Here is a 20499-nt window from a genome sequence, read left to right on the forward strand (position 1 = left end):
GCCGAAAGGTTTGCAAGGCTTCGGGTCGAGAATGTGGCTGAAATCTGGCAATAAGGCGGGCTTGTGTTGAAGCGCCTGCTCGCGGAAACTCCCGGCGTGACCAGATCAAGATCTCCATCAAGGCCCGGCCCTGCGGCGCGGCGGCCCGTCAAAGCGCCCCGCAGCAGATTTCGCAGAGTGGTCGGCAATCTTCTGCTTCTGCTTTTTGTCGCTCCGGCGTTCGTCATTCTTCTCTATCGCATCGTGCCGCCGCCGGTGACGCCTCTCATGCTCATTCGCCTTGTCGAAGGCTATGGCATCTCGAAGGACTGGGTGCCGCTCTCGCAGATTTCACCCAATCTTCAGCGCGCCGTCATCGCCTCCGAGGACGCGAAATTCTGCCGGCATCGCGGTTTCGACTGGGACGCGGTCGACAATGCGATCGAGCGGTTGCAGCAGAAACATCGGCGCGTGCTGGGTGCCAGCACCATCAGCATGCAGACCTCGAAGAATCTGTTTCTCTGGCCGGGGCGCACCTTCCTGCGCAAGGGCGGCGAGGCCTATCTGACCGTCTGGCTCGAAGCGCTGCTGCCGAAGAAACGCATACTCGAGCTCTATCTGAACGAGATCGAATGGGGGCCGGGGATCTACGGCGCGGAAGCGGCGGCCCAGACCTATTTCGGCGTCAGCGCGGCCCGGCTCTCGCCCTATCAGGCTGCGCTTCTGGCGGCGGTGCTGCCAAACCCGCTCAAATGGCATCCCGACAAGCCGGGCGACTGGACGCGCGCGCGTGCCTATACGATCGAGGCGCGCATGCAGAGCGTGGCGCTCGGCAAGGGCACTCCCTGTCCCTGATGGCGGCGGCGCGATCAGCCCTGGCTTGGCTGCTCGACTTCGGCGGGCGCGGTGCCGAGGCTCGCGGCGGCGAGGGCGCAAAGCTCAGCCTCGGTGCGGGATATCTGCCAGCCTGATATCTCGACCATGTCGTCATGCCGGAATTCGTCGCGTACCCGCGCGCCGATCGCGGTGCGAGTGACGTCAGTCGGGTCACCGGGACGCCAGCCATGCGAGCGCAGCCGCTTGGCGATTTTCTGCGCGAAAATGGAGGCGTTACCGCCGCGTTCCGTCGAAACCATCCATTGCCTTCCGATCTCGGCGGCCCGTGCCGGATCGGCGAGCGTTGCAATGAGTTCCTCGGCCAGCGTCTGGCGTTCGCGGTCGAGCAGGGGCAGCGCTGCGGGCAGCGCTGCGGCCGCGAGGCCTGCGCCGGCAAGGACGATGAGCTGACGGCGTGAGATGGTGTTCGACATCGTCAAACTCCCCTCACATAGCGCGTCTGGACGTGATCGGCGAGACGCAGCGCCAGGGCGACGATGGTGAGCGTCGGATTGACTGTCGCTGAGGTTGTGAAGACGGAGCTTCCCGCGACATAGAGATTGTCGACGCCGTGAACCTTGCAGTCCGCGTCGACGACGCCCTTGCGCGGATCGGCGGCCATGCGGGTCGTGCCCATGTGATGGTTGCCCCAGCCTTCGGCCTCGTCCCACTTGTCGCGGTCGGGCAGGCGAATGCGCACGCGGCCTTCGCCCCAGGCGCCAAAGGCGCGGGCAAGGGCTTCGATGTTGTGGCGAAGATTGGCGCGGTCGCTCGACGAGAGGCGCCAGTCGATCCTGGTGCGGTTGAGACCGAGCGCGTCCTTTTCCGTGGAAAGCATGACGCGGCTGTCCGGGTTTGGCGCCTGCTCTGTTGCGCAGCCCGTGCCGTAACGCACGGCGAGCAGCGGGCTCGCATCGGCCATCGAACTGGTCGAGCGGATGAGCTGCGCCAGGCCCGGCTCGATATCGCGCGCGGTCTCGACGTCTTTCTCCTCCACCTCGATATCGGTGCGGATCTCCTTTTGCCGGTAGAAAGTCATGACCGTGCCGAGGCGCCGGTTCTTGCGCAGATAGTCCGCCGTGAACATGAAGACGCCGCGGATGCTTGCGCCCGCGGACTTCGTATAGGTCTGGTAATAGGGCGCAACGAACGACGGGTCGGTGACCATGATTTCGCAGGGCCGCTCGATATGCGGGTGCTCCATGAAATAGCGCCCGACGAGACCGCGGCTGTTGCCGAGCCCCGCCTTCTCGACGCTGTTCGAAAGAAGCAGCATGCGCGCATTCTCGATGCCGCCGGTCGCGAGGATGACCGTTTGCGGATGCACCTCGAAGCGGCGGCCCGTCAGCGTGCCGATGCGCAGCCGCTCCACCTTCGTCGCCTCGGCATTGGGCACGATCTCCATCACGTTGGAGTTGAGATAGGTCCTGATGTTCGAGGCCTTCTCGATATCCTGACGATAGGTCCAGCCGAAGCGGGTGGGGGGGCTGTATTCGAACCAGCGCGTTATGACGTCTTTGCCGAGGTCGATCGGCTTGTATTTGCCGCCTTCCGAAAATGCGACCGGATCGTCATAGATGAAGGGGCCGGCCTGGCAGATTTCGTTGGCTTTCACATAGTAGGGGTCGAGATCGGCGCGCGTGATCGGCCAGCCGGAATGGGGCACCCAGTCGCGCTGTTCGAAGTCGATGGGTTCGAGGGGCCGGCACCAGCCGCCCCAATGATTGGTCGAGCCGCCGAAATAGCGAAGCCGCGACGTGTCGAGCGTATAGGGAACGCCCACGCTTTCGCCGGAATAGAGTTCCTGTGTGTCGGGGTCGAAGTCGAAGCCGCCGCTCTCGATGAGAACGACGCGCGCATCCATGTTCCGTAGCGCGCGGGCGATCGAAATGCCGGCCGCGCCCGCTCCGATGATGGCGATTTCGGCCTCGACGATGGTGCCGTCGGGGACGTTGCGGCCATCGATGAACATCTACTCGTCCCTTTCAGCGTTAGCATTGGTGGCCCCCTCGGGGACCGTCCATTCGGCTCTCGCAGGTCGGCGCGCCAATGGCTGATCTGCGGTCTAGTTTCCTATCTTTTCCGCACGTGTCAATTTTACGACCGAAGGACGGAATTCCAGCGGCAGGGTGTGGGTATTTGCGCAGGGTGCCGCCGCGAAATCGCCGGTTTGCGAGGCGATTTGGACTGGACCGGGCTTGAGGCTCTGTGTCAGGTTTCTCCCCAAAGAAAAACCCCCTCCCGGCTGGTAGGGCAGGCCCCTTGGCAGGGCTGCCCGCGCCGACGACCTCGTTGAGAATCGCCCTCGATCCGGGCGGCGAGGCCGCAAGGCACCGGGCTTGGGAACGCCATCACAAGGAGGACGACAATGACCGATTACCTGAAATTCTACATCAATGGCCAGTGGGTCGACCCGGTAAAGCCGAAGACGCTCGACGTCATCAACCCGGCGACCGAAGAGTCGATCGGCAAGATCAGCATGGGCAGCAAGGGCGATGTCGACAAGGCCGTCGCCGCCGCCAAGGCCGCCTTCCCGAAATTCTCGGCCACGTCGCGTCAGGAGCGTATCGAGCTTCTGCAGTCGATCATCGCCGTCTATCAGAAGCGTTATGCCGATATCGCCGCGGCGATCACCGCCGAAATGGGCGCGCCGGTGAAGCTCGCGCAGGTCGCGCAGGCCGCGATGGGCATCGCGCATCTCAACACGAACCTCGAACTCCTGAAGAAATACGAGTTCGAGCATGACAAGGGCACGACGCGCATCGTGCGCGAGCCTGTCGGCGTCTGCGGTTTCATCACGCCCTGGAACTGGCCGATCAACCAGATCGCCTGCAAGGTTGCGCCGGCGCTCGCCGTCGGCTGCACGATGGTTCTGAAGCCGTCGGAAGTTGCCCCGATCAACGCCTATCTCTTCGCTGAAGTGCTGCATGAGGCGGGCGTCCCGGCGGGCGTCTTCAACCTCGTCAATGGCGATGGCGTTGATGTCGGCGCGCCGCTCTCGGCCCATCCCGATGTCGATATGGTGTCCTTCACCGGTTCGACCCGTGCGGGCATCCTCGTTTCGAAGGCTGCTGCCGACACGGTCAAGCGCGTTGCGCTCGAACTCGGCGGCAAGTCGGCCAACATCGTTCTCGACGATGCCGACCTCGGCAAGGCTGTCGCCGGCGGCATCTACACGATGATGTCGAACTCCGGTCAGTCCTGCAACGCGCCCTCGCGCATGCTCGTTCCGGCCGCGCGTCAGGACGAAGTGATCGAGATCGCCCGTGCGACGGCGGCGACCGTGAAGGCGGGCGATCCGCTGGCCGAAGGCACCACGATCGGTCCGGTCGTTTCGGAAGTGCAGTACAACAAGATTCAGGGCCTCATCCAGAAGGGCATCGAGGAAGGCGCGACGCTCGTCGCCGGCGGTCTCGGCCGTCCGGAAGGCGTGAACAAGGGCTACTTCGTTCGTCCGACTGTCTTCGCCAACGTCACCAACGACATGACGATCGCGCGCGAAGAGATTTTCGGCCCGGTCCTCACGATCCTGCCCTACAAGGACGAGGAAGATGCGATCCGCATTGCCAACGACACGGTCTATGGCCTGTCGGGCTATGTGCAGTCGGGCTCGGTCGAGCATGCCCGCAAGGTCGCCTCGCAGCTCCGCACCGGCAATGTCCATCTGAATGGCGCCGGCCCGGACCTCAACGCGCCCTTCGGCGGCTACAAGCAGTCGGGTATCGGCCGCGAGTGGGGCGAGTTCGGCTTCGAGGAGTTCCTCGAGGTGAAGGCCGTCCTCGGCTACAGCGCCGCCTGATTTCCTGTTCGGGAACGAGATGTGAAGCCGGCGCCCGCAAGGGCGCCGGTTTTTCTTTGGCTCCTGCGGCAATTGGCCGGAGGTACCGGGCGGGCTTTGTCACCGCATCGTCATGTTGCCGCTTTAGCTCTAGCGAAGGTGGCGCCGAGGTTGAGAGAGATCGAGGCGGCTCCGACGCCGATATTGATGGCGCTTCTCCCCTGAACAGAGAGGGCTCCGCTCGTGCCCACGAAAAGTCTGATAGTGGATGAGCTTGGTGAGCGGGCGCTGCTCCTGCCGGACCTGCTTTCCAAGGCGCTTGCGGCCAATGATGGCGTGAAGTTTCTGCTAACGCTGCTGCAAACGGCGGAGCGCCGCGCAGATCGGCCAGAGGGCCCCGGGCCCGATCTTTCCGCCGAGCGCCGCGCGGCGGGCCTCACCGACGGCACTCTCGACCGGGCGCTTGCGGATGTGGGGCGCGAGACGGATGGCACCCTCTATCTCCCGGGCGCTGCCATCATGCGTCAGTCCATTCTCGATGGTATCGCGACCATGCGGGCGCCTTTGGCGCTTGCAGGTGTCCAGTCATGCGAAGAACTTGCATCGCGCGAGACGGCGCTCTCGGTCGCCCTGCCGGTCTTTTCCGATGATCGGGTTCCACACGGTATCGTCGACGCCATCACCTCCGCAGATCGTGCGCGGGGCGACAGTCTCCACATTCTCGTCATGGATCTTCACAAGGCGCTCAATGCGCTTCAGGGCGAATTGTCGGAAGAGAGCATCGACGGCGCCCGTGTCTGGCGCATCGAGGATGCGGATCGCCCGCTCGTTGCGGCGTTCATGCGCGGACTCAACGAGACTGCGCCACTCAAGTTCGACCATCCGGGTCTTGGCACCACTGCGACGCGTGCGGCGGGCAAGCTCGTCATTCAGAACGACATCGGCACGAATGATGCGCATGTCCTCGTCATTCATGTCGAGGACATGAGCGTCACGCTGACCTATACCGACATCCACACCCAGCGAGCGGCTTTCTTCCAGAGTCTTTTCAAGCCGTTCGGCGTTCGCTGGGACGACACGCGCACGCGCCAGGGCGAGCAGGTCAACGGCAAGGAAAATTATTATCTCTGCGTCGGCTATTACGATGCGCCGGATCGGGCCGCGCTGGAACGCTATCTGAGCTTTCTCGGTTCGCGCATCGTCTTCCTGATCGACTGGAACCATACGCGCAAGCTTCTGCGCGAATTTCTGCCCAAGCATGATGGCATCCGTCTGCTCAAATGGGCGGCGGAAAACAATATCGGCCATCGTGGCTTTCTGAAGCTCGGTGGCGAGCGGCTTCTCTACGACGCGATCGAGTTCGCGCAGCAGGCGCTCCGCTATGGCGAGAAGCTTCATGAGGCGCTGGGCGCTGAACAGGCGCTCGATTACATGAAGTTCGTCCTTCGTCTCTCCACCGAGGGATTGGCGCAGGGACGCTCGGAGCGCTTCATTCGCGATGAAGTGAAGACCGAGCTGGTTCGCCGCTTTCACGGTGCTCAGGAGAGCCTGCTATCGCTTGCGTCTGCTCATGCCGGGCTCGTCTTCGAGCTGGCAACGGGCATTCGCGACGGTCTGCTCACCTTCAGTGAGAGGCGTGCCGATCTCGATGCGGCTGCCACGCGTGCGCAGCACTGGGAGCAGGAAGCCGATGCGCTGGTCAGCCGCGTGCGCTCTCTGGTGCGCCGCATGCACAAGCCTGAAGTCTATCGCGACCTTCTGCATGAGGCGGATGATGCTGCCGATGCGCTGGAGGAGGCGGCTTTTGTGGCGTCCTTCTTGCCGAAGCTCGACACTTCGCCCGAGCTTCTGGTGCCTGTCGCGCGGCTGGCCGATCTGCTCGTCGAAGGGGCGGAGGAAATGGTGAAGATGTTCGAGGCCGCGGGGCAGGTGCGCCGCGATGGCGCGCGCGAGGACTTCGACGATTTTCTTCAGACTGTCGATCGCCTCACGCGCATCGAGCATGAGACGGACCGGATCGAGCGCGAGGCACGCGGCCTCTTGCTGATGCGAGCGCCGGATTTTCGCGTGCTCGAACTCGTCGGAACGCTGGCCCGTCTCCTCGAAGAGGCAGCCGATGCGATGCTGCGGACCGCGCTCAAACTGCGTGATCATCTCGTCAACGATGTCATGGCCGGGTAGCCGATGTCCCTCGACAAGCATCTGTTCTTCATCCTGCCTGGAATGCCCGTGCCTGCTTCGGCGAATGCCGACACTATGGGGTCGAAGGCCTATGGGCTCATGCGGCTGGTGCGATTGGGGCTCAACGTGCCGCCGGCCTTCGTGCTGGGGACGGATATCTGCCGGACATATCTCGCGCGTGGCGAACTTCCAGGCGGGACGCGCGAACTTCTTGCCCGGGGATTGCGTGAACTTGAGGGCGCCACGGGCCGGACCTTCGGCGGCAGGCGGCGACCGCTTTTTGTGTCCGTGCGGTCGGGCGCGCCCGTTTCCATGCCGGGCATGATGGAAACGGTGCTCAATATCGGTCTCAACGACCAGACGGTGCGGGGTTTCCTGCGCATGACGGGCAATCCGCGACAGGTTCAGGATAGCTATCGCCGCCTCGTGCGCGACTTCACGGAAGTCGTCAGGGAGGCGGACGCCGCCCCGTTCGAGGCGCTGGCGGAAGCACGCGCGACGGAGGAGGGGCTTGTCAGCACGCGCGATCTCGACAGCCGCGCGCTGGCCGCAATCGCACAGGAATCTCTGTCGCTTTCGCTCGCCTTGACCGGAGAGCCCTTTCCGCAGGACCCCATGGAGCAGCTTGTCTCGGCGGTCGAGGCGGTCTTCCGCTCATGGACGAGCGACAAGGCGAAACGCTACCGCGCGCTCAATGGCATCGGCGAACATATGGGAACAGCCGTCACCGTGCAGGCCATGGTGTTCGGCAATATGGGCGCGACATCCGGCGCGGGCGTCGGCTTCACGCGCGATCCGGCGACGGGGGAGAAGCAGCCCTATCTCGATTTCCTGTTCAACGCGCAAGGGGAGGATGTCGTATCGGGGCGCCACGCGGTCCACGATACCGAACGCCTGCCGCAGCGCCTTCCCGCTGTCGCGGATGAGCTCATGCGTATGAAGGATGCGCTCGAGGCCGAGTTCCGCGACATGCAGGACTTCGAGTTCACCGTCGAGGAGGGGCGGCTCTATCTTCTTCAGACGCGAAACGGCAAGCGCATGCCGTGGGCGGCGTTGCGCATGGCAGTCGACATGGTGCATGAGGGCCTGATCACGCCGGCGGATGCGCTGAAGCGGCTTGATGGCGTCGATCTCGACAGGCTGGAGCGTCTTCGCCTTGCGGGTGACGATGTCTCGCCGCTCGCAGAGGCGGTTCCTGCCAGCATCGGCACCGCCGTTGGGCGCATCGCCTTCGATCCGAAGCGCGCTGCGGAATTCGCGGCCGAGGGCAAGCGCGCCATTCTCGTCCGCGACGACATTTCGACTGGCGATATCGAGGGCATCGCGGCCGCCGAAGGCGTGCTCACCGCGGCGGGCGGGCGCACCTCGCATGCGGCGGTGGTGGCGCGGCAACTCGGCAAGGTCTGCCTCGTCGGCTGTTCGGCGCTGCGCATCCTGCCCGAGAAGGGTTCCTGCACGATCGGCGGCAGAGAGTTCCGCGAGGGTGACGAATTGACGCTCGACGGCGACTCCGGACGCATTTTTGCCGGTAGCCTCTCCGTCGTTCGCGAGCGGCCCGAGGCGGCTCTCGCGGAGGTCGAGAACTGGCGGCGATCCGCCGCCGTGGCGTGAGGATCAGCGGAAAAGGCCGCGCTGTCTCGGCTCCTTCACGAAGCCGAGCACGATGCCGAAGGACAGCGCCAGCGTCAGTGTCGAGATGACGAAGACGGTGGTGAATGACGAGCCATGCGCGATCAGGCCGCCGAGAAGCGGGCCGAGCGCGTTCATCGCCGAGGTTGCCGTATTCATGATGGCGATGCGCATGGCGAGATCCTCGCGCACGCCGAACTCTAGGATCATGTTCTGCGTGCTGTTCTGAAAGCCCGCCTGACCTGCGCCAAGCCCCGCAAATACGACGACCAGCGGCCAGAGCTGATCCACCGTCATCAGCGTGACGGTCGAGATGGCCCAGAGTCCGACCGACAGAAGGAAGACGATGCGGTTGCCCGCGCGGTCGGCGAGCGCGCCCCAGATGAGGTTCGCGCCCGTTTGCGAAAGCAGGAAGGCGGTCGAGAGTATGCCGAGCGTCGTGCCGGACAGGCCGATGGAGCGGCCCGCATAAAGGACATAGAAGGGAACGGCGAGCGTGCCGAGGGCCGCGAGCGCCGACGCAATATAGAAATGTGTGAGTTCCTTATCCTCGCGCAGCAGATTGGGAATCTCGCGCATGCGCAGCGCGAAGCTCGTTCGGGCGCGCACCTCGGGCGATTCCGGTTCGCGCACGAACATGAGCGTCGAAAGGCCGATCGACGTCAGTATGAAGGCAACGAGGAAGGTCGTGGCGTAGCCGTTGCCGAGCGCATGCGCCTCGACGAAATACTTGCCGCCCAGATAGGCGACACCCGAAGCGGTGAGACCTGCCGCGAAATTGCGAAAGCCGGTGAGCCGTCCGCGGAGCCTGAGCGGGATCACCTTGGCGAGCAGGATCTGGAAGATCACGGACTGCACGCCGTTGAAAAGACCGAACATGCAGAGGAAGACGCAGGCGAAGATCAGCGCCCAATGGTCGGGCAGGAAATAGCCGCTGAGCGCCAGACCGAGCACGCCGCCCCGCATGCCCCAGCCGACCAGCAGGCCCATTGAGAGCACGCGCCGCCTGTGCTCGACCAGCGTCGCCCCAAGCGTCGAGGAGAGCGCGTTGCCGAGCCATTGCGAGGCGAGCGCGAGGCCGACCGCGAATTCGGAGCCCGAGAGAAGATAGATATAGGCCGGAACGAAGGTCGGCGCGGTGACGAGGCGGAACCCGGTCTGGCCGAGAAGGCCATGGGCGAGATTGGCGGCAAAGTTGCGCTTGAGGTTCTTTTCGACCTCAGCGTGATAAGCCACTTCCGCTGCAAGCCGCGCATCGGAAGTGCCCGCTTGCGCAACGCTCTGCCCGTCGTTCATCACCCAGCTCCTCCTTGCGGGCCTCTTTTATGTGACCGGGAGGCGTCTTGACAGTCGCCATATCTGAAAGCGGCCACTCCGTTTTGTAACAGCGGTGTCAAAAATCATTCGCTGAATTGTTACCAACACATTGCTCCGCTGTAATGTGATCTGGGCATGAAGGCTATGGGAACGGTTTTTTCACCATAGGGGCTTTCATGCGACCTTTCGTTCGCCGCGCCTTGTTCGCGGCCGCCAGTCTTGCCGTGCTTGCTGCGCATCCCGCGCTCGCCGCGGCTTCTTCCTACACCACGCCGCATATCGACACGACGCCGAGCGGTGTCGCGGAGACGACGACGCTGGGCGGCATTACCTTCACGAGCCGGGGCCTTGTGGGCACGGGCCGGCTTTCCGCTCAGACGGTGGATTTCCTGGGCGATACGCTCGGCTCGTTCTCCGGCATGGCCATCGACCGCTCGACCTGGCGGGTCGACTCCAGCGGCAATTACTCCTTCTCGATGTACACACTGCCCGACCGTGGCCGCAACGATCCGTCGGTCAGCCTGTTCTATGATTATGCTGCGCGCCTCAACGCCTTCGACGCGACCTTCACGCCCTATTCGGGTGCCGATCTTCCGGCCTCGACCAGTTCGCAGAACCAGCTCATCTATGAACAGACCGGTGGCATTCTGCTCACCGATTTCAACGGCAGCCCCTTCACCGGTTGGGATCCGGGAACTGGCACGATTGTCGAAAATGGCTTCCTGTTGCCGAGCCCGGCCTCGGGCGACGGCGCGGGCAAGGTTTCGCTCGACGCGGAAGCCGTGGTTTTCCTCGCCGATGGCAGCTTTTACATTTCCGACGAATATGCGGTGAGCATCTATTACTTCGACAAGGATGGCCGTCTTCAAGGCGTGATCCAGCCGCCGGAGGCGCTGCTCCCCCATACGGCGGGCGTTATCAACTACAACTCACTCGCCGCGCCGAACACGGGTCGCCGCAACAACCAGGGTCTTGAGGGGCTCTCGACGACGCCGGACGGCAAATACCTCATTGCCGTGCTGCAGAGTGCGACCGTGCAGGACACCGCAAACTCGAACCAGGCGAACCGCACCAACACGCGCGTTCTCGTCTATGACATTTCCGGCAATGCGACGCCGGAGAATCCGACGGGGCATTATGTCCTGCAACTTCCCACCTATACGTCCGGGGGGACGGGCGGGACGGTGAACCGCACCGCGGCGCAGAGCGAAATCCTCGCCATCAACGACTACCAGTTCCTGACCCTGTCTCGCGACGGCGGAGCCGGTCTCGGTACCGATTCGACCTCGCAGCTCGTCTATCGCAGCGTCCTTCTCGTCGACATTCGCGGCGCGACCAACCTGGCGGGCACCGTCTATGAGACCGGCACTACGCCGATCGATACGCTGGTCAGCGGCAGCGTCGTGCTCGATCCGTCGATCACGCCGGTTTCCCAAACCGAACTCATCAATATGCTGAACCCGACGCAGCTTGCGACCTTCGGGCTCACCACTTCGACTGCAAGTTCGACAAATCCGCTCTCGATGTCGGAAAAGTGGGAGGGCATGTCGCTGATGCCCACGCTCGACGAGGAGAACCCGCAAGATTTCCTGCTCTTCGTGTCGAACGACAATGACTATGTCTCGACGACCTGCACGATGAGCGGCGCGGACTGCTCATCCTCCTACGACAACGACAACATGATCCTCGTCTATCATGTGACCTTGCCGACGGCCGTCGATCCGCTCTTCTACAGCTACATGGTCACGGAAGGCGCGGCGACGACGACGATGGTTGGCGACGCCGGCATCTCGGCGGCGGAAGAGGCCCTCACCTCGGTTCAGAACCGTCTCGGCGTTCTGCGGGGCGCGGCGGCGAGCGGCGGTACGATCGGTGCCCTCAATTTCTGGGGCGCGGGCTTCTACAATTCGGACGACCGTCACCATGACTATGTGAACCATGTCGAGGATCTGCGCGGCACGGCGGGCGTTGATGCCAATCTCGGCGGCGGCGTTGTCGTCGGCGGCGCGGTCGGCTTCGGCGGCGGCCACATGGAGCCTTATGACGGCTTCCGCACCGAGTCGCGCTCAGTCTCGCTCGGCCTCTACGGCACCTACGACACGGGCAGCTTCTTCGCCTCGGCGGCTTACACCTACCTGCCCTGGATCGACTTCAACAAGATCGAGCGTCCGGCGGCTTATGGCCTCACGGCGACGGGCGACACTGGCGGCACCGCGCATAGTCTTTACGGCGAAGTCGGCTATATGGTCGGCGTTGGCGGCATGACGAAGCTCGGTCCGGTCGCCTCGCTGAGCTACCTCAAGGCTGACATCGACGGTTATACCGAACATGGCGCGGCTGGTGGCAATGTCGCCTATGCCGACCGTTCGGTCGATCAGACGACGCTCGGTCTCGGCGGCGAAGTCATCGTTCCCTTCGACGATGTGACGCTGACGGGCCATGCGGCTTACGACTTCGTGCTCAACAAGACCTCGGACAAGGTCAATCTCGCTCTGGCGAGCGTGGCCGGGGGCCTCGGCGGCGCGTCGGTTACGGTTCCGACGCAGAACGAGGACGATGTGCGCCTCGGCGTCGGCGCACAGGGCAGCATCGGCAAGGGACAGCCGGTCGGCTGGTTCCTTGGCTATGACGCGCGCATTGGCAAGGAAGGCGGCGTTGCAAGCCTTCTCTCGGCCGGTCTGAACGTCGCGTTCTGATCTTTGCCGCTGAAATGAGTTGGCCCGCCGCGGAAACGCGGCGGGCCTTTTCTTTATCTCAAGGCTTCAGCCATTCGACCCGGGCCCGCGCGCCTGGGCCTTGCGCGAGTCTTTCCGCGAGCCAGCCATAAAGATCGGCGAGCGTGTCTTTCAGCGTCCAGGGCGGATTGACGATGACGAGGCCGCAGCCCGACATGCGCGCCGGATCGACGGCGCGGATATAGAGTTCGGCCATCAGTGTCTTGGCGGGGCCGCTCCGTTCGAGCGCGTCGAGGAATGCGCCGGAGACGCTGGGGTCCTTTACCGGGTACCAGATGAGATAGGTGCCCGTCGCCCATCGTGCCGTCGCATCGTCGAGACCTTCGAGCAGCACGTCGAATTCGTTGCGCGCCTCGAAAGGCGGATCGATGAGGACGAGGCCGCGGCGTTCCTTCGGAGGCAGCATCGCCTTCAGCGCCGTGTAGCCGTTCATTTCGTGAACGCTGACCTGCGGGTCGCGGCTGAAAAGCGCCTTGAGGCTCGCCGCGTCGTCCGGGTGCAGCTCGCAAAAGGCGAAGCGGTCGCCGTCCCGCGCGAGTTCGCGCGCGATGAGGGGCGAGCCCGGATAGGACGAGGGGGAGGGGCCGATGCAGCCGAGCCGCGTGAGTGCCGCGAGATAGGGCGTGAGCGCGGGATGGGGCGCCGCTTCCGCCATGATGCGCGCGATGCCGTCATGAAATTCGCCCGTCTTTTGCGCCTCTTCGCCGTGAAGGTCGGTGAGGCCCGTGCCGGCATGCGTGTCGAGCAGGAAGAAGGGCTTCTCCTTCTGCTTCATGTGCTCGATGACCAGTGCGAGCGCGGAATGCTTCATCACATCGGCGAAGTTTCCGGCGTGATAGGCGTGACGGTAGTTCAAGCGGACCTGCTCCTGACGACGAGAAGACCGGCGAGGCCGCCGGCCGTGATGATCGCGCCCACATAAAATGTCGCCGCAGGTCCATAGCCCTGCCAGAGCATTCCGGCAATGGCGCTGGCGGCCAGAAGGACGCCGCCGCAGATGAGATTGAAAATGCCGAAGGCGCTGCCTCGAAGCGCGGACGGCGCGGCATCGGCCACCAGCGTCGAGAGAAGTCCTTGCGTGAGGCCCATATGGAGGCCCCAGAGCGCCACGCCAGCAAAGACGATGATGGGCGTCGTGCCTTCTGCGAGCACGATATCGGCGGCGATGAGGACTGCGAAGCCAAGCGCGAGGAGCGAGCGCCGGTCGAGCCTGTCGGCGAGCAGCCCCGCCGGATAGGCCGCCAGCGTATAGACGCCGCTCATCACCACCATGACGAGAGGCACATAGGCGATGGCAAGGCCCGAGGACTGTGCGCGGAGCACCAGAAAGGCTTCCGAGAAGCGGGCAAGCGTCAGCACGCCGGCGACTGCCACGACACCCCAATAGTGCCTGTCGAGTTCGCGGAGGTCTGCAAGCCGGAAAGGCGCCTTGGCTTTCCCGTCGTGATGTTCAGGCTCGCGCACCGCGAAGATGAGCACGAGAACGGCGACGATGGCGGGCACCGTCGCCACCCAGAAAACGGCCCTGATGTTGTCGGCGAGCAGCCACATGAAAAGAACGGCAAGCAGCGGCCCCGCCACCGCGCCTGCCGTGTCGAGCGCCTGCCGAAGCCCATAGGCCGCGCCGCGCTGCTCGGGCGAAACGATGTCGGCGATCAGCGCATCGCGCGGCGCGCCGCGTATGCCCTTGCCGATGCGGTCGATGAAGCGCGCGGCGAAAACGGCATCGACCGTCGTTGCCAGTGGAAAGAGCGGCTTCGTCAATGCCGCGAGCCCGTAGCCCACCACGGTCAGAAGCTTGCGCTTGCCGATCCAGTCGCTGATGACCCCTGAAAAGACCTTTGTGATGGAGGCGGTCGCCTCCGCCGCGCCCTCGATGAAGCCGACCGCGACCATGCTCGCGCCGAGTCCCGAGACGAGAAAGACGGGGAGCAGGGCGTGAACGAGTTCGGACGACATGTCCATGAACAGGCTGACGATGCCGAGCGCCCAGATGCTCGCAGGCAGGCCACCCCTGCGCGGTTGCGCCGGTCGCGAGCCGTCCATCATATCCATCCGAGCGTGCGGAAGGCGACGAGGAAACCTGCGGCTGCGAGCGCGAAGAGCGCAAGCGCCGGCTTGAGCCCGTTGGTGCGGCCTGCGAAGGCGAGCGTGTAGCCGCCCTTCAACAGATTATTGGCCGAGGCGGCGACGAGAATGGCGGGACCCGCGACGTTGACGTCGATGGCGCGCGCAGCGCCCTGTGCAATGTTCAGGACGAAGGGATCGACATCGGTGAACCCGGCCAGAAGACCGAGGGCGAAGATGCCGCTCTCGCCATAGCGTGCCTTCGCCCATGTCACGGCGATAGACAGCGCGATGAAGAGGATCGCGAAGATGATGGCGGTCGAGAGTTCGAGCGGATTGGTCGGCGTCGTGGCCTCCGGCGCATCATTGGCAGTTCTCGGCGCGAACCACATGAGCGCGCCGCTTATGAGCAATCCGCCGGCGCAAAGAACGGCGATGGAAGGCAGGAGTTGCAGCGCGAGCGGCATGCTGAAGATGCCGACGACCGTGATGATGCGCAGGAACATGATGGCGGTGGCCAGCACGATCGCGGATTGCGTGCGCGCGGGCGCGGCCGTGCTCGCGTGGGCGCGGCGCGACAGCACGACCGTGGTCGCCGTCGATGAGTAGAGGCCGCCAAGCGCCGCCGAGATGAGGACGCCATGACGCGGCGCGACGAAGCGCTGCATCAGATAGCTCGCATAGGAGAGCGTCGAGACGGCAACAACGGCGAGCCAGACTTCATATGGCGTGATGTCGGTGAGCGTCGTCATCGGCTCATGCGGCACGAGCGGCAGGATGATGCCGGTGACGATCAGGAATTTTCCAAGTGTGCTGAGTTCCTCGGGGCCGAGCTTCGCGGCAAGCGCGTGGAGCCTTTCGCGCGCGCCGGTGAAGAGTACCGCCGCAACGGCGACGCTGACAGCGATCCAGAGCGGCGCGGCGAGCGTGATCGGCCCGAGAAGGAAGGCGAGGATGTTGCCCGTCGGCGCCATGATGCCGGCATCGAGCCGCGTCGGGATTTCATCGGGCTCGCTGGTTTCGGTGAGCTGATGCGTCAGACGTTCCCGGTAATAGATGGAAAGCCAGGTGCCCAGAATGGCGAGACCGCCCAGAAACAGTAGTCCGTGCTCCGGCTCCAGCGCATAGAGCAGCGCGCCGGTGAGCGAAAGCAGCGGAAAGGTCCTGACGCCGCCCGGCGGCTTGATGTGGCTTTTCGCAAAATATTCCTCGAAGGCGAGGCCGAGGAAAAAGCCGAGCGCGATGAGGACGGCAAAGCGTTCCGGGTCGATCGCCGGAAAGGAGAAGGTTGGCATCACTTCGCGATCCGGTTGGTTTTGAGGTGCGCGGGATCGAAGGGGAAGACGATGCCTGTGTCGGGGATCGTCAGCTTCTGCTTCTTGCCTTCGTAGTCGGTGCGGTTGAGCATGTCGCGGATGACGTTAAGCCTTGCCTCGCGCTTGTCGTTTGCGCAGACGATATGCCAGGGGGCGTGCAGCGTATGCGTGCGCGCAAACATGACGTCGCGCGCCTTGCTGTAATCCGACCAATGCTTCATCGCGGCATTGTCCACAGGCGAAAGCTTCCACTGCTTCAGCGGGTCCTTGCGCCGGTCGGCCAGCCGCTTCTTCTGTTCATCGCGCGTAATGTCGAGATAATACTTGTAGAGCGTGATGCCCGCACCGATGAGCATTTCCTCGAAGGCGGGCACGGTGGAGAGAAATTCCTCGTGCTCCGCGTCCGAGCAATACCCCATCACGGGCTCGACGCCTGCCCGGTTGTACCAGCTTCGGTTGAAGAAGACGATTTCCTGCGCCGCCGGTAGATAGCGCGAATAGCGCTGGAAATACCATTGCGAGGTCTCGCGATCCGACGGCTTGCCGAGGGCGACAATGCGCGCTTCGCGAGGGCTCAGATGTTCCGTGAGGCGCTTGATCGTCCCGTCCTTGCCGGCGGCGTCGCGGCCCTCGAGGATGACGAGGAACTTGCGATTGTTCGCGATGATGTCCTTGTGAAGCTTCACCAGCTCCACCTGCAACTCGTACAAGTCCTTCTTGTACTGGCCATTGCCGCCATTTTCGTCGTCGGCGACGCGACTTCTCTTGTGGCCCTTGGTGGACATGGACGCTCCCGGGTGGCTCGGCTTTCCCGGAGATTAACCCTTTCGCGCTCCCTTATGAAGCCGCGACCTCGGGTCCGGGAGAGTCGCGGGGGCCGTTCAGAGGCCGATGAAGGGCTGAAGCAGCCGCGGGATCAACCCCTCGAAGCGGATCGGTCCCTCGGCGAGGGCGAGGCAGATGCACTCTTCCTCCGTGCCGACCGTGAGCCCGTGCAGGTCGTCTACGCCCGTCACCTCGACATCGCCGCGCCGGAATGTGCCGAAGCGATCGCTGAAGCTGCCCTTGAGGACGAGCGTCATTTCGGCGCCGCTATGGCCGTGGCGGGGAATCCGGACCCCCGGTTGGGCGCGCAGCATCCACAGTCGTTCGGCGTTTTCGCCGCGCCAGAGCATGGCCTTGCGCATGCCCGGCCCGAGCAGGCCCCATTTGAGCGCGTCGAGATCGCGGTCGAGCCAGTCATGGAGTGGCGCGGGCAGGATGGCGTCGCGCTTCCGCGGGGCGGGACGAGGGGCTTCGGCGACGGGCTCGTCCAGAAGGGCGAGCGTGCGGGCGAGCGCGTCGGGCGCCATGACATCCGGCGCGAGGTCTTCGAGCAGCGCTCCGCCCACGGCCTCGGCAGCGGACACTGTCTTTCGTGCATCCGGCAGGAGGCTCAGATGCGAGGCGACGAAAACCGACTGGCCTTCCGACAGGCTCCCCGCCGCATAGGCCGCGATCCATTCGTCGCCGAGAGGATGCGTGATGCTCATAGCATGTCCTCCAGCGCCGGACGCAGGCGGGCGAAGGCGAGCCTCAGCCGCGATTTGACGGTACCGAGCGGGATCGAAAGCCGCGCGGCGATTTCGGAATGGGGAAGCGCCTCGATGAATGAGAGCGCCACCACTTGCGCCTGGTCGGGCGGAAGCTCCGCCAGCGCCGCGCGGACGCGCGCGCCGATCTGCACGGCGGCGATTTCGGCATCTGCGGGGCGAGGCGCCTCAGGCTGGAGCGAGGGGTCTTCCATGTCGAAATCCGGCCTCTTCTGGCGGCGCTTGACGTCGATGAAGCGATTTCGCGCGATGGTGAATATCCATGTGCCGACAGATGCCTTGGCCGGGTCGAAAAGCTCGGCCTTGCGCCAAACGGTCAGCATGACGTCCTGGGCGAGATCCTCGGCTTCCTTTTCGTCGGCGCGCAATCGGCGCAGATAGGATTTTAGGCGTGGCGCGTAATAGCCGAAGAGGCTCGCAAAGGCGGTCTTGTCGCGGCGCCCGGCGATCGCTTCGACGAGGAGCGCCATTTCGGCTGGATTGGCCTCGGTCAGCGCCGTAGGGCGCTTTTCCTGCGCCTGTTCGAGATCGCCGGAAAGGTCATGCTCCCCTCGCGGGTCTTGCGCCATCAGGCCAAGCTTCCTCCGTTGCATCCGGCGCGGGGCACGGATCGGACGGGTGTGATCGAGGATCATGGCGCTTGGCTGCCGCATAGCTGGTCCTACGCGCGCGAGAGAAGCCCGGATCACTCTTCCGCCTCCGCCATGATCCTATGCCGAGTTGCGCGATGAGCAAACAGCGTGATCCGCCGCGCGCGTATCGCCGTATCGATATGAGGCTCCCCCAAAGGTAAAGGACCGAATGGCCCCCTTTCAGGACAATATCGGCCCCGCCGCCCGTGGCCTGCGAATTGCCGTCATCGGCTCCGGCATTTCCGGTCTCTCGGCGGCCTGGCTGCTTTCGCGCGCGCATGACGTCACCGTCTACGAAAAGGCCGACAGGCCGGGCGGCCACTCGAACACATTGGTCGCGCCATGTCCCGAGGGGGACGTTCCCGTCGATACCGGCTTCATCGTCTATAACGAACTCAACTATCCAAACCTGACGGCGCTTTTCGAAACGCTGGGCGTCGAGACGCGGGCGAGCGAAATGTCTTTCGCCGCCTCCATTTCGGATGCGAAGGGCGGTCGGTTCGAATATTCGGGCTCCGGCCTCAATGGGTTGTTCGGCGACCGGCGCAACATCTTGCGACCGCGCATGTGGCGCATGCTCGCGGAGATTCTGCGGCTCTATCGTTTCGCGCCGGGTCTTCTCGATCAGAGCGGTCTCGACCGCAAGCCGCTCGGCGAATTCCTGCGTGAGCAGGGCTACTCCTCCGCGCTGCGCGAGGATCATCTCCTGCCCATGTGCGCGGCGATCTGGTCGTTGCCGCTCGCGCGGGTCGAGGAATTTCCTGCGCTCGCCCTTCTGCGCTTCTTCGACAATCACGGACTGATGCGGCTCACCGGCCGCCCGCTCTGGCGCACCGTTTCCGGCGGCTCGCGAGAGTATGTGAAGCGGCTTGCCGCGCCGCTGGGCGATCGTCTGCGCCTCGGCACTGGAATTGCCTCGGTCTTGCGCGACGAAACCGGCGTGACGGTGACGGATGCGAAAGGCGCAAGCGAGCGTTACGACCATGTCGTCATCGCCGCCCATAGCGACGAAGCGCTCTCCATGCTTGCCGATGCCGATGCGAACGAGCGCCGCCTTCTTGGCGCCATTCCCTATCAGCGCAACATTGCCTGGCTTCATTCGGACCGGCGCTTCATGCCGCGCTCGCGCCGCGTCTGGTCGAGCTGGAATTACATGGGCGGCAGCATGGGGAGCGACGGTCATGCTCAGCCCGTCTGCGTGAGCTACTGGATGAACAGGCTTCAGGGGCTTCCCACGTCGCGCGAGCTTTTCGTCACGCTCAATCCCTCGCATGAGCCCGATCCCGCCAGAGTCGTCTCGCGCATCGAATATGACCATCCGCTCTTCGATGCAGGTGCGCTTGAGGCTCAGCGCGCGCTCTGGCAATTGCAGGGCACGCGGCGCACATGGTTCTGCGGCGCCTATTTCGGTTCGGGCTTCCATGAGGATGGCTTGCAGGCGGGGCTTGCCGTCGCCGAGGAACTGGGCGGCGTCGCGCGGCCCTGGGCCGTCGAGAACCCGTCGAGCCGCATTTCCTTCGTTCCGCGCGGCTCGCGCGAGGTCCAGCCGGTGGAGGTCGGCGCCTCATGATTGAGGGCGAGACGCGTTCCCGTCTCTATTTCGGCAAAGTCTTTCACCGCCGGCTGCGGCCGCGGCGGCACGAGCTTTCCTATCGCGTTTTCTACATGCTCATCGACATTGACGAACTGGGGGCGCTTGACCGTGGCTCGCGCCTCTTCGCGCATAACCGCTTCGGGCTTTTCAGCTTTCATGATCGCGATTACGGGCCTCGCGACGGGCGGCCCCTCCGCCCATGGATCGAGGCGCAGCTCGCGCGCGCCGGTCTCGCGCCGGGCGGGCGCATTCTCGCGCTCTGTTTGCCGCGCGTGCTCGGCTATGTCTTCAATCCGTTGACCGTCTATTTCTGCCATGACGCAGGGGGGGGCTGGCGGCGATGTTTTACGAAGTGTCGAACACGTTCGGAGATCGCCACTCCTATCTCATCCCGGTGGACGATGCCGATGAGACGGTTCTGCGCCAGAGTTGCGACAAGGCGTTCTTCGTCTCGCCATTCATCGAGGTTGCGGGCAGCTACGACTTCACCGTCCTGCTGCCGGAACGTCGCATCGGCCTTACCATTCGCGAAAGCGATCGTGAGGGCGCGCTGCTCACGGCATCCTTCGCAGGCGAAGCGCAGCCCTTCACCGATGCCATACTTCTTAACGCCTTCCTAACGCATCCACTGCTGACGCTGAAAATCATGGCCGGCATTCACTGGGAAGCGTTGAAACTCTGGCTGAAGGGCGTACCTCTCGTCGCGCGTCCCATGGCTCCCGCAGGCGCGGTAACCATTTGCGCACCCGCCCGGCCCGCTATTTCGGCCCATCTCGAATAAGGCCATTTCGGACGTAACCTAT

Annotated in this window: 15 protein-coding genes and 1 pseudogene; 7 read left to right on the forward strand and 9 right to left on the reverse strand. The window is 64.1% G+C overall.

Going from position 1 to position 20499, the window contains the following annotated elements; all coding sequences use genetic code 11:
* Positions 1–177: 177 nt before the first annotated feature.
* On the forward strand, positions 178–834 hold the full coding sequence (gene mtgA, locus ABFC66_RS08365) for a monofunctional biosynthetic peptidoglycan transglycosylase (protein ID WP_346740492.1): 657 nt from the start codon (positions 178–180) through the stop codon (positions 832–834).
* Positions 835–848: 14 nt separating this feature from the next.
* Here the strand turns inward: mtgA and ABFC66_RS08370 are convergent, their stop codons facing one another.
* Positions 849–1289 (reverse strand): hypothetical protein, encoded by a 441-nt coding sequence (locus ABFC66_RS08370; protein ID WP_346740493.1) that lies wholly within the window; start codon positions 1287–1289, stop codon positions 849–851.
* 2 nt (positions 1290–1291) lie between these two features.
* Positions 1292–2827, reverse strand: coding sequence for a GMC family oxidoreductase (locus ABFC66_RS08375; RefSeq protein WP_346740494.1), 1536 nt, complete (start codon positions 2825–2827; stop codon positions 1292–1294).
* Between the two features lie 396 nt (positions 2828–3223).
* Between ABFC66_RS08375 and ABFC66_RS08380 the strand changes: the two genes are divergently transcribed.
* From ABFC66_RS08380 to ABFC66_RS08390, 3 genes are all read left to right on the forward strand, one after another.
* Positions 3224–4654 (forward strand): aldehyde dehydrogenase family protein, encoded by a 1431-nt coding sequence (locus ABFC66_RS08380; protein ID WP_346740495.1) that lies wholly within the window; start codon positions 3224–3226, stop codon positions 4652–4654.
* A gap of 243 nt (positions 4655–4897) precedes the next feature.
* A complete protein-coding gene (locus tag ABFC66_RS08385) occupies positions 4898–6814 on the forward strand; it encodes a DUF47 family protein (RefSeq protein ID WP_346740496.1) in 1917 nt (638 codons plus the stop codon).
* 3 nt (positions 6815–6817) lie between these two features.
* Positions 6818–8425 (forward strand): pyruvate, phosphate dikinase, encoded by a 1608-nt coding sequence (locus ABFC66_RS08390; RefSeq protein ID WP_346740497.1) that lies wholly within the window; start codon positions 6818–6820, stop codon positions 8423–8425.
* Between the two features lie 3 nt (positions 8426–8428).
* Here the strand turns inward: ABFC66_RS08390 and ABFC66_RS08395 are convergent, their stop codons facing one another.
* A complete protein-coding gene (locus ABFC66_RS08395; protein ID WP_346740498.1) occupies positions 8429–9739 on the reverse strand; it encodes an MFS transporter in 1311 nt (436 codons plus the stop codon).
* 197 nt (positions 9740–9936) lie between these two features.
* Between ABFC66_RS08395 and ABFC66_RS08400 the strand changes: the two genes are divergently transcribed.
* Positions 9937–12456, forward strand: a complete 2520-nt coding sequence (locus ABFC66_RS08400; RefSeq protein WP_346740499.1) for an esterase-like activity of phytase family protein — start codon at positions 9937–9939, stop codon at positions 12454–12456.
* A 58-nt stretch (positions 12457–12514) separates the two neighbouring features.
* On the opposite strand, the gene rlmJ is transcribed toward ABFC66_RS08400, so the two are convergent.
* The 6 genes from rlmJ to ABFC66_RS08430 form a co-directional block, all read right to left on the reverse strand.
* Entirely contained in the window at positions 12515–13351 is an 837-nt protein-coding gene (gene rlmJ, locus ABFC66_RS08405) for a 23S rRNA (adenine(2030)-N(6))-methyltransferase RlmJ (protein ID WP_346740500.1), read from the reverse strand.
* Positions 13348–14544: an MFS transporter gene (locus ABFC66_RS08410; protein WP_346740501.1), complete on the reverse strand. Its 1197-nt coding sequence runs from the start codon at positions 14542–14544 to the stop codon at positions 13348–13350. The genes rlmJ and ABFC66_RS08410 overlap by 4 nt, the downstream gene beginning before the upstream one ends.
* Positions 14541–15857 (reverse strand): DUF4010 domain-containing protein, encoded by a 1317-nt coding sequence (locus ABFC66_RS08415; protein ID WP_346740502.1) that lies wholly within the window; start codon positions 15855–15857, stop codon positions 14541–14543. The genes ABFC66_RS08410 and ABFC66_RS08415 overlap by 4 nt, the downstream gene beginning before the upstream one ends.
* On the reverse strand, positions 15857–16663 hold the full coding sequence (gene ppk2 / locus ABFC66_RS08420) for a polyphosphate kinase 2 (RefSeq protein WP_346740503.1): 807 nt from the start codon (positions 16661–16663) through the stop codon (positions 15857–15859). Before ppk2 ends, ABFC66_RS08415 begins: the two co-directional genes overlap by 1 nt.
* A gap of 96 nt (positions 16664–16759) precedes the next feature.
* Positions 16760–17410: a ChrR family anti-sigma-E factor gene (locus ABFC66_RS08425; RefSeq protein WP_346740504.1), complete on the reverse strand. Its 651-nt coding sequence runs from the start codon at positions 17408–17410 to the stop codon at positions 16760–16762.
* A complete protein-coding gene (locus ABFC66_RS08430; RefSeq protein ID WP_346740505.1) occupies positions 17407–18039 on the reverse strand; it encodes a sigma-70 family RNA polymerase sigma factor in 633 nt (210 codons plus the stop codon). The genes ABFC66_RS08425 and ABFC66_RS08430 overlap by 4 nt, the downstream gene beginning before the upstream one ends.
* 232 nt (positions 18040–18271) lie before the next feature.
* Between ABFC66_RS08430 and ABFC66_RS08435 the strand changes: the two genes are divergently transcribed.
* A complete protein-coding gene (locus tag ABFC66_RS08435) occupies positions 18272–19672 on the forward strand; it encodes an FAD-dependent oxidoreductase (RefSeq protein WP_346740506.1) in 1401 nt (466 codons plus the stop codon).
* A pseudogene (locus tag ABFC66_RS08440) lies at positions 19669–20477 on the forward strand (DUF1365 domain-containing protein). Before ABFC66_RS08435 ends, ABFC66_RS08440 begins: the two are co-directional and overlap by 4 nt.
* Positions 20478–20499: the final 22 nt, after the last annotated feature.

Origin of the sequence: Parvibaculum sp., from assembly GCF_039680535.1 — a bacterium.
In the GTDB taxonomy this organism is placed as follows: Bacteria; Pseudomonadota; Alphaproteobacteria; order Parvibaculales; family Parvibaculaceae; genus Parvibaculum.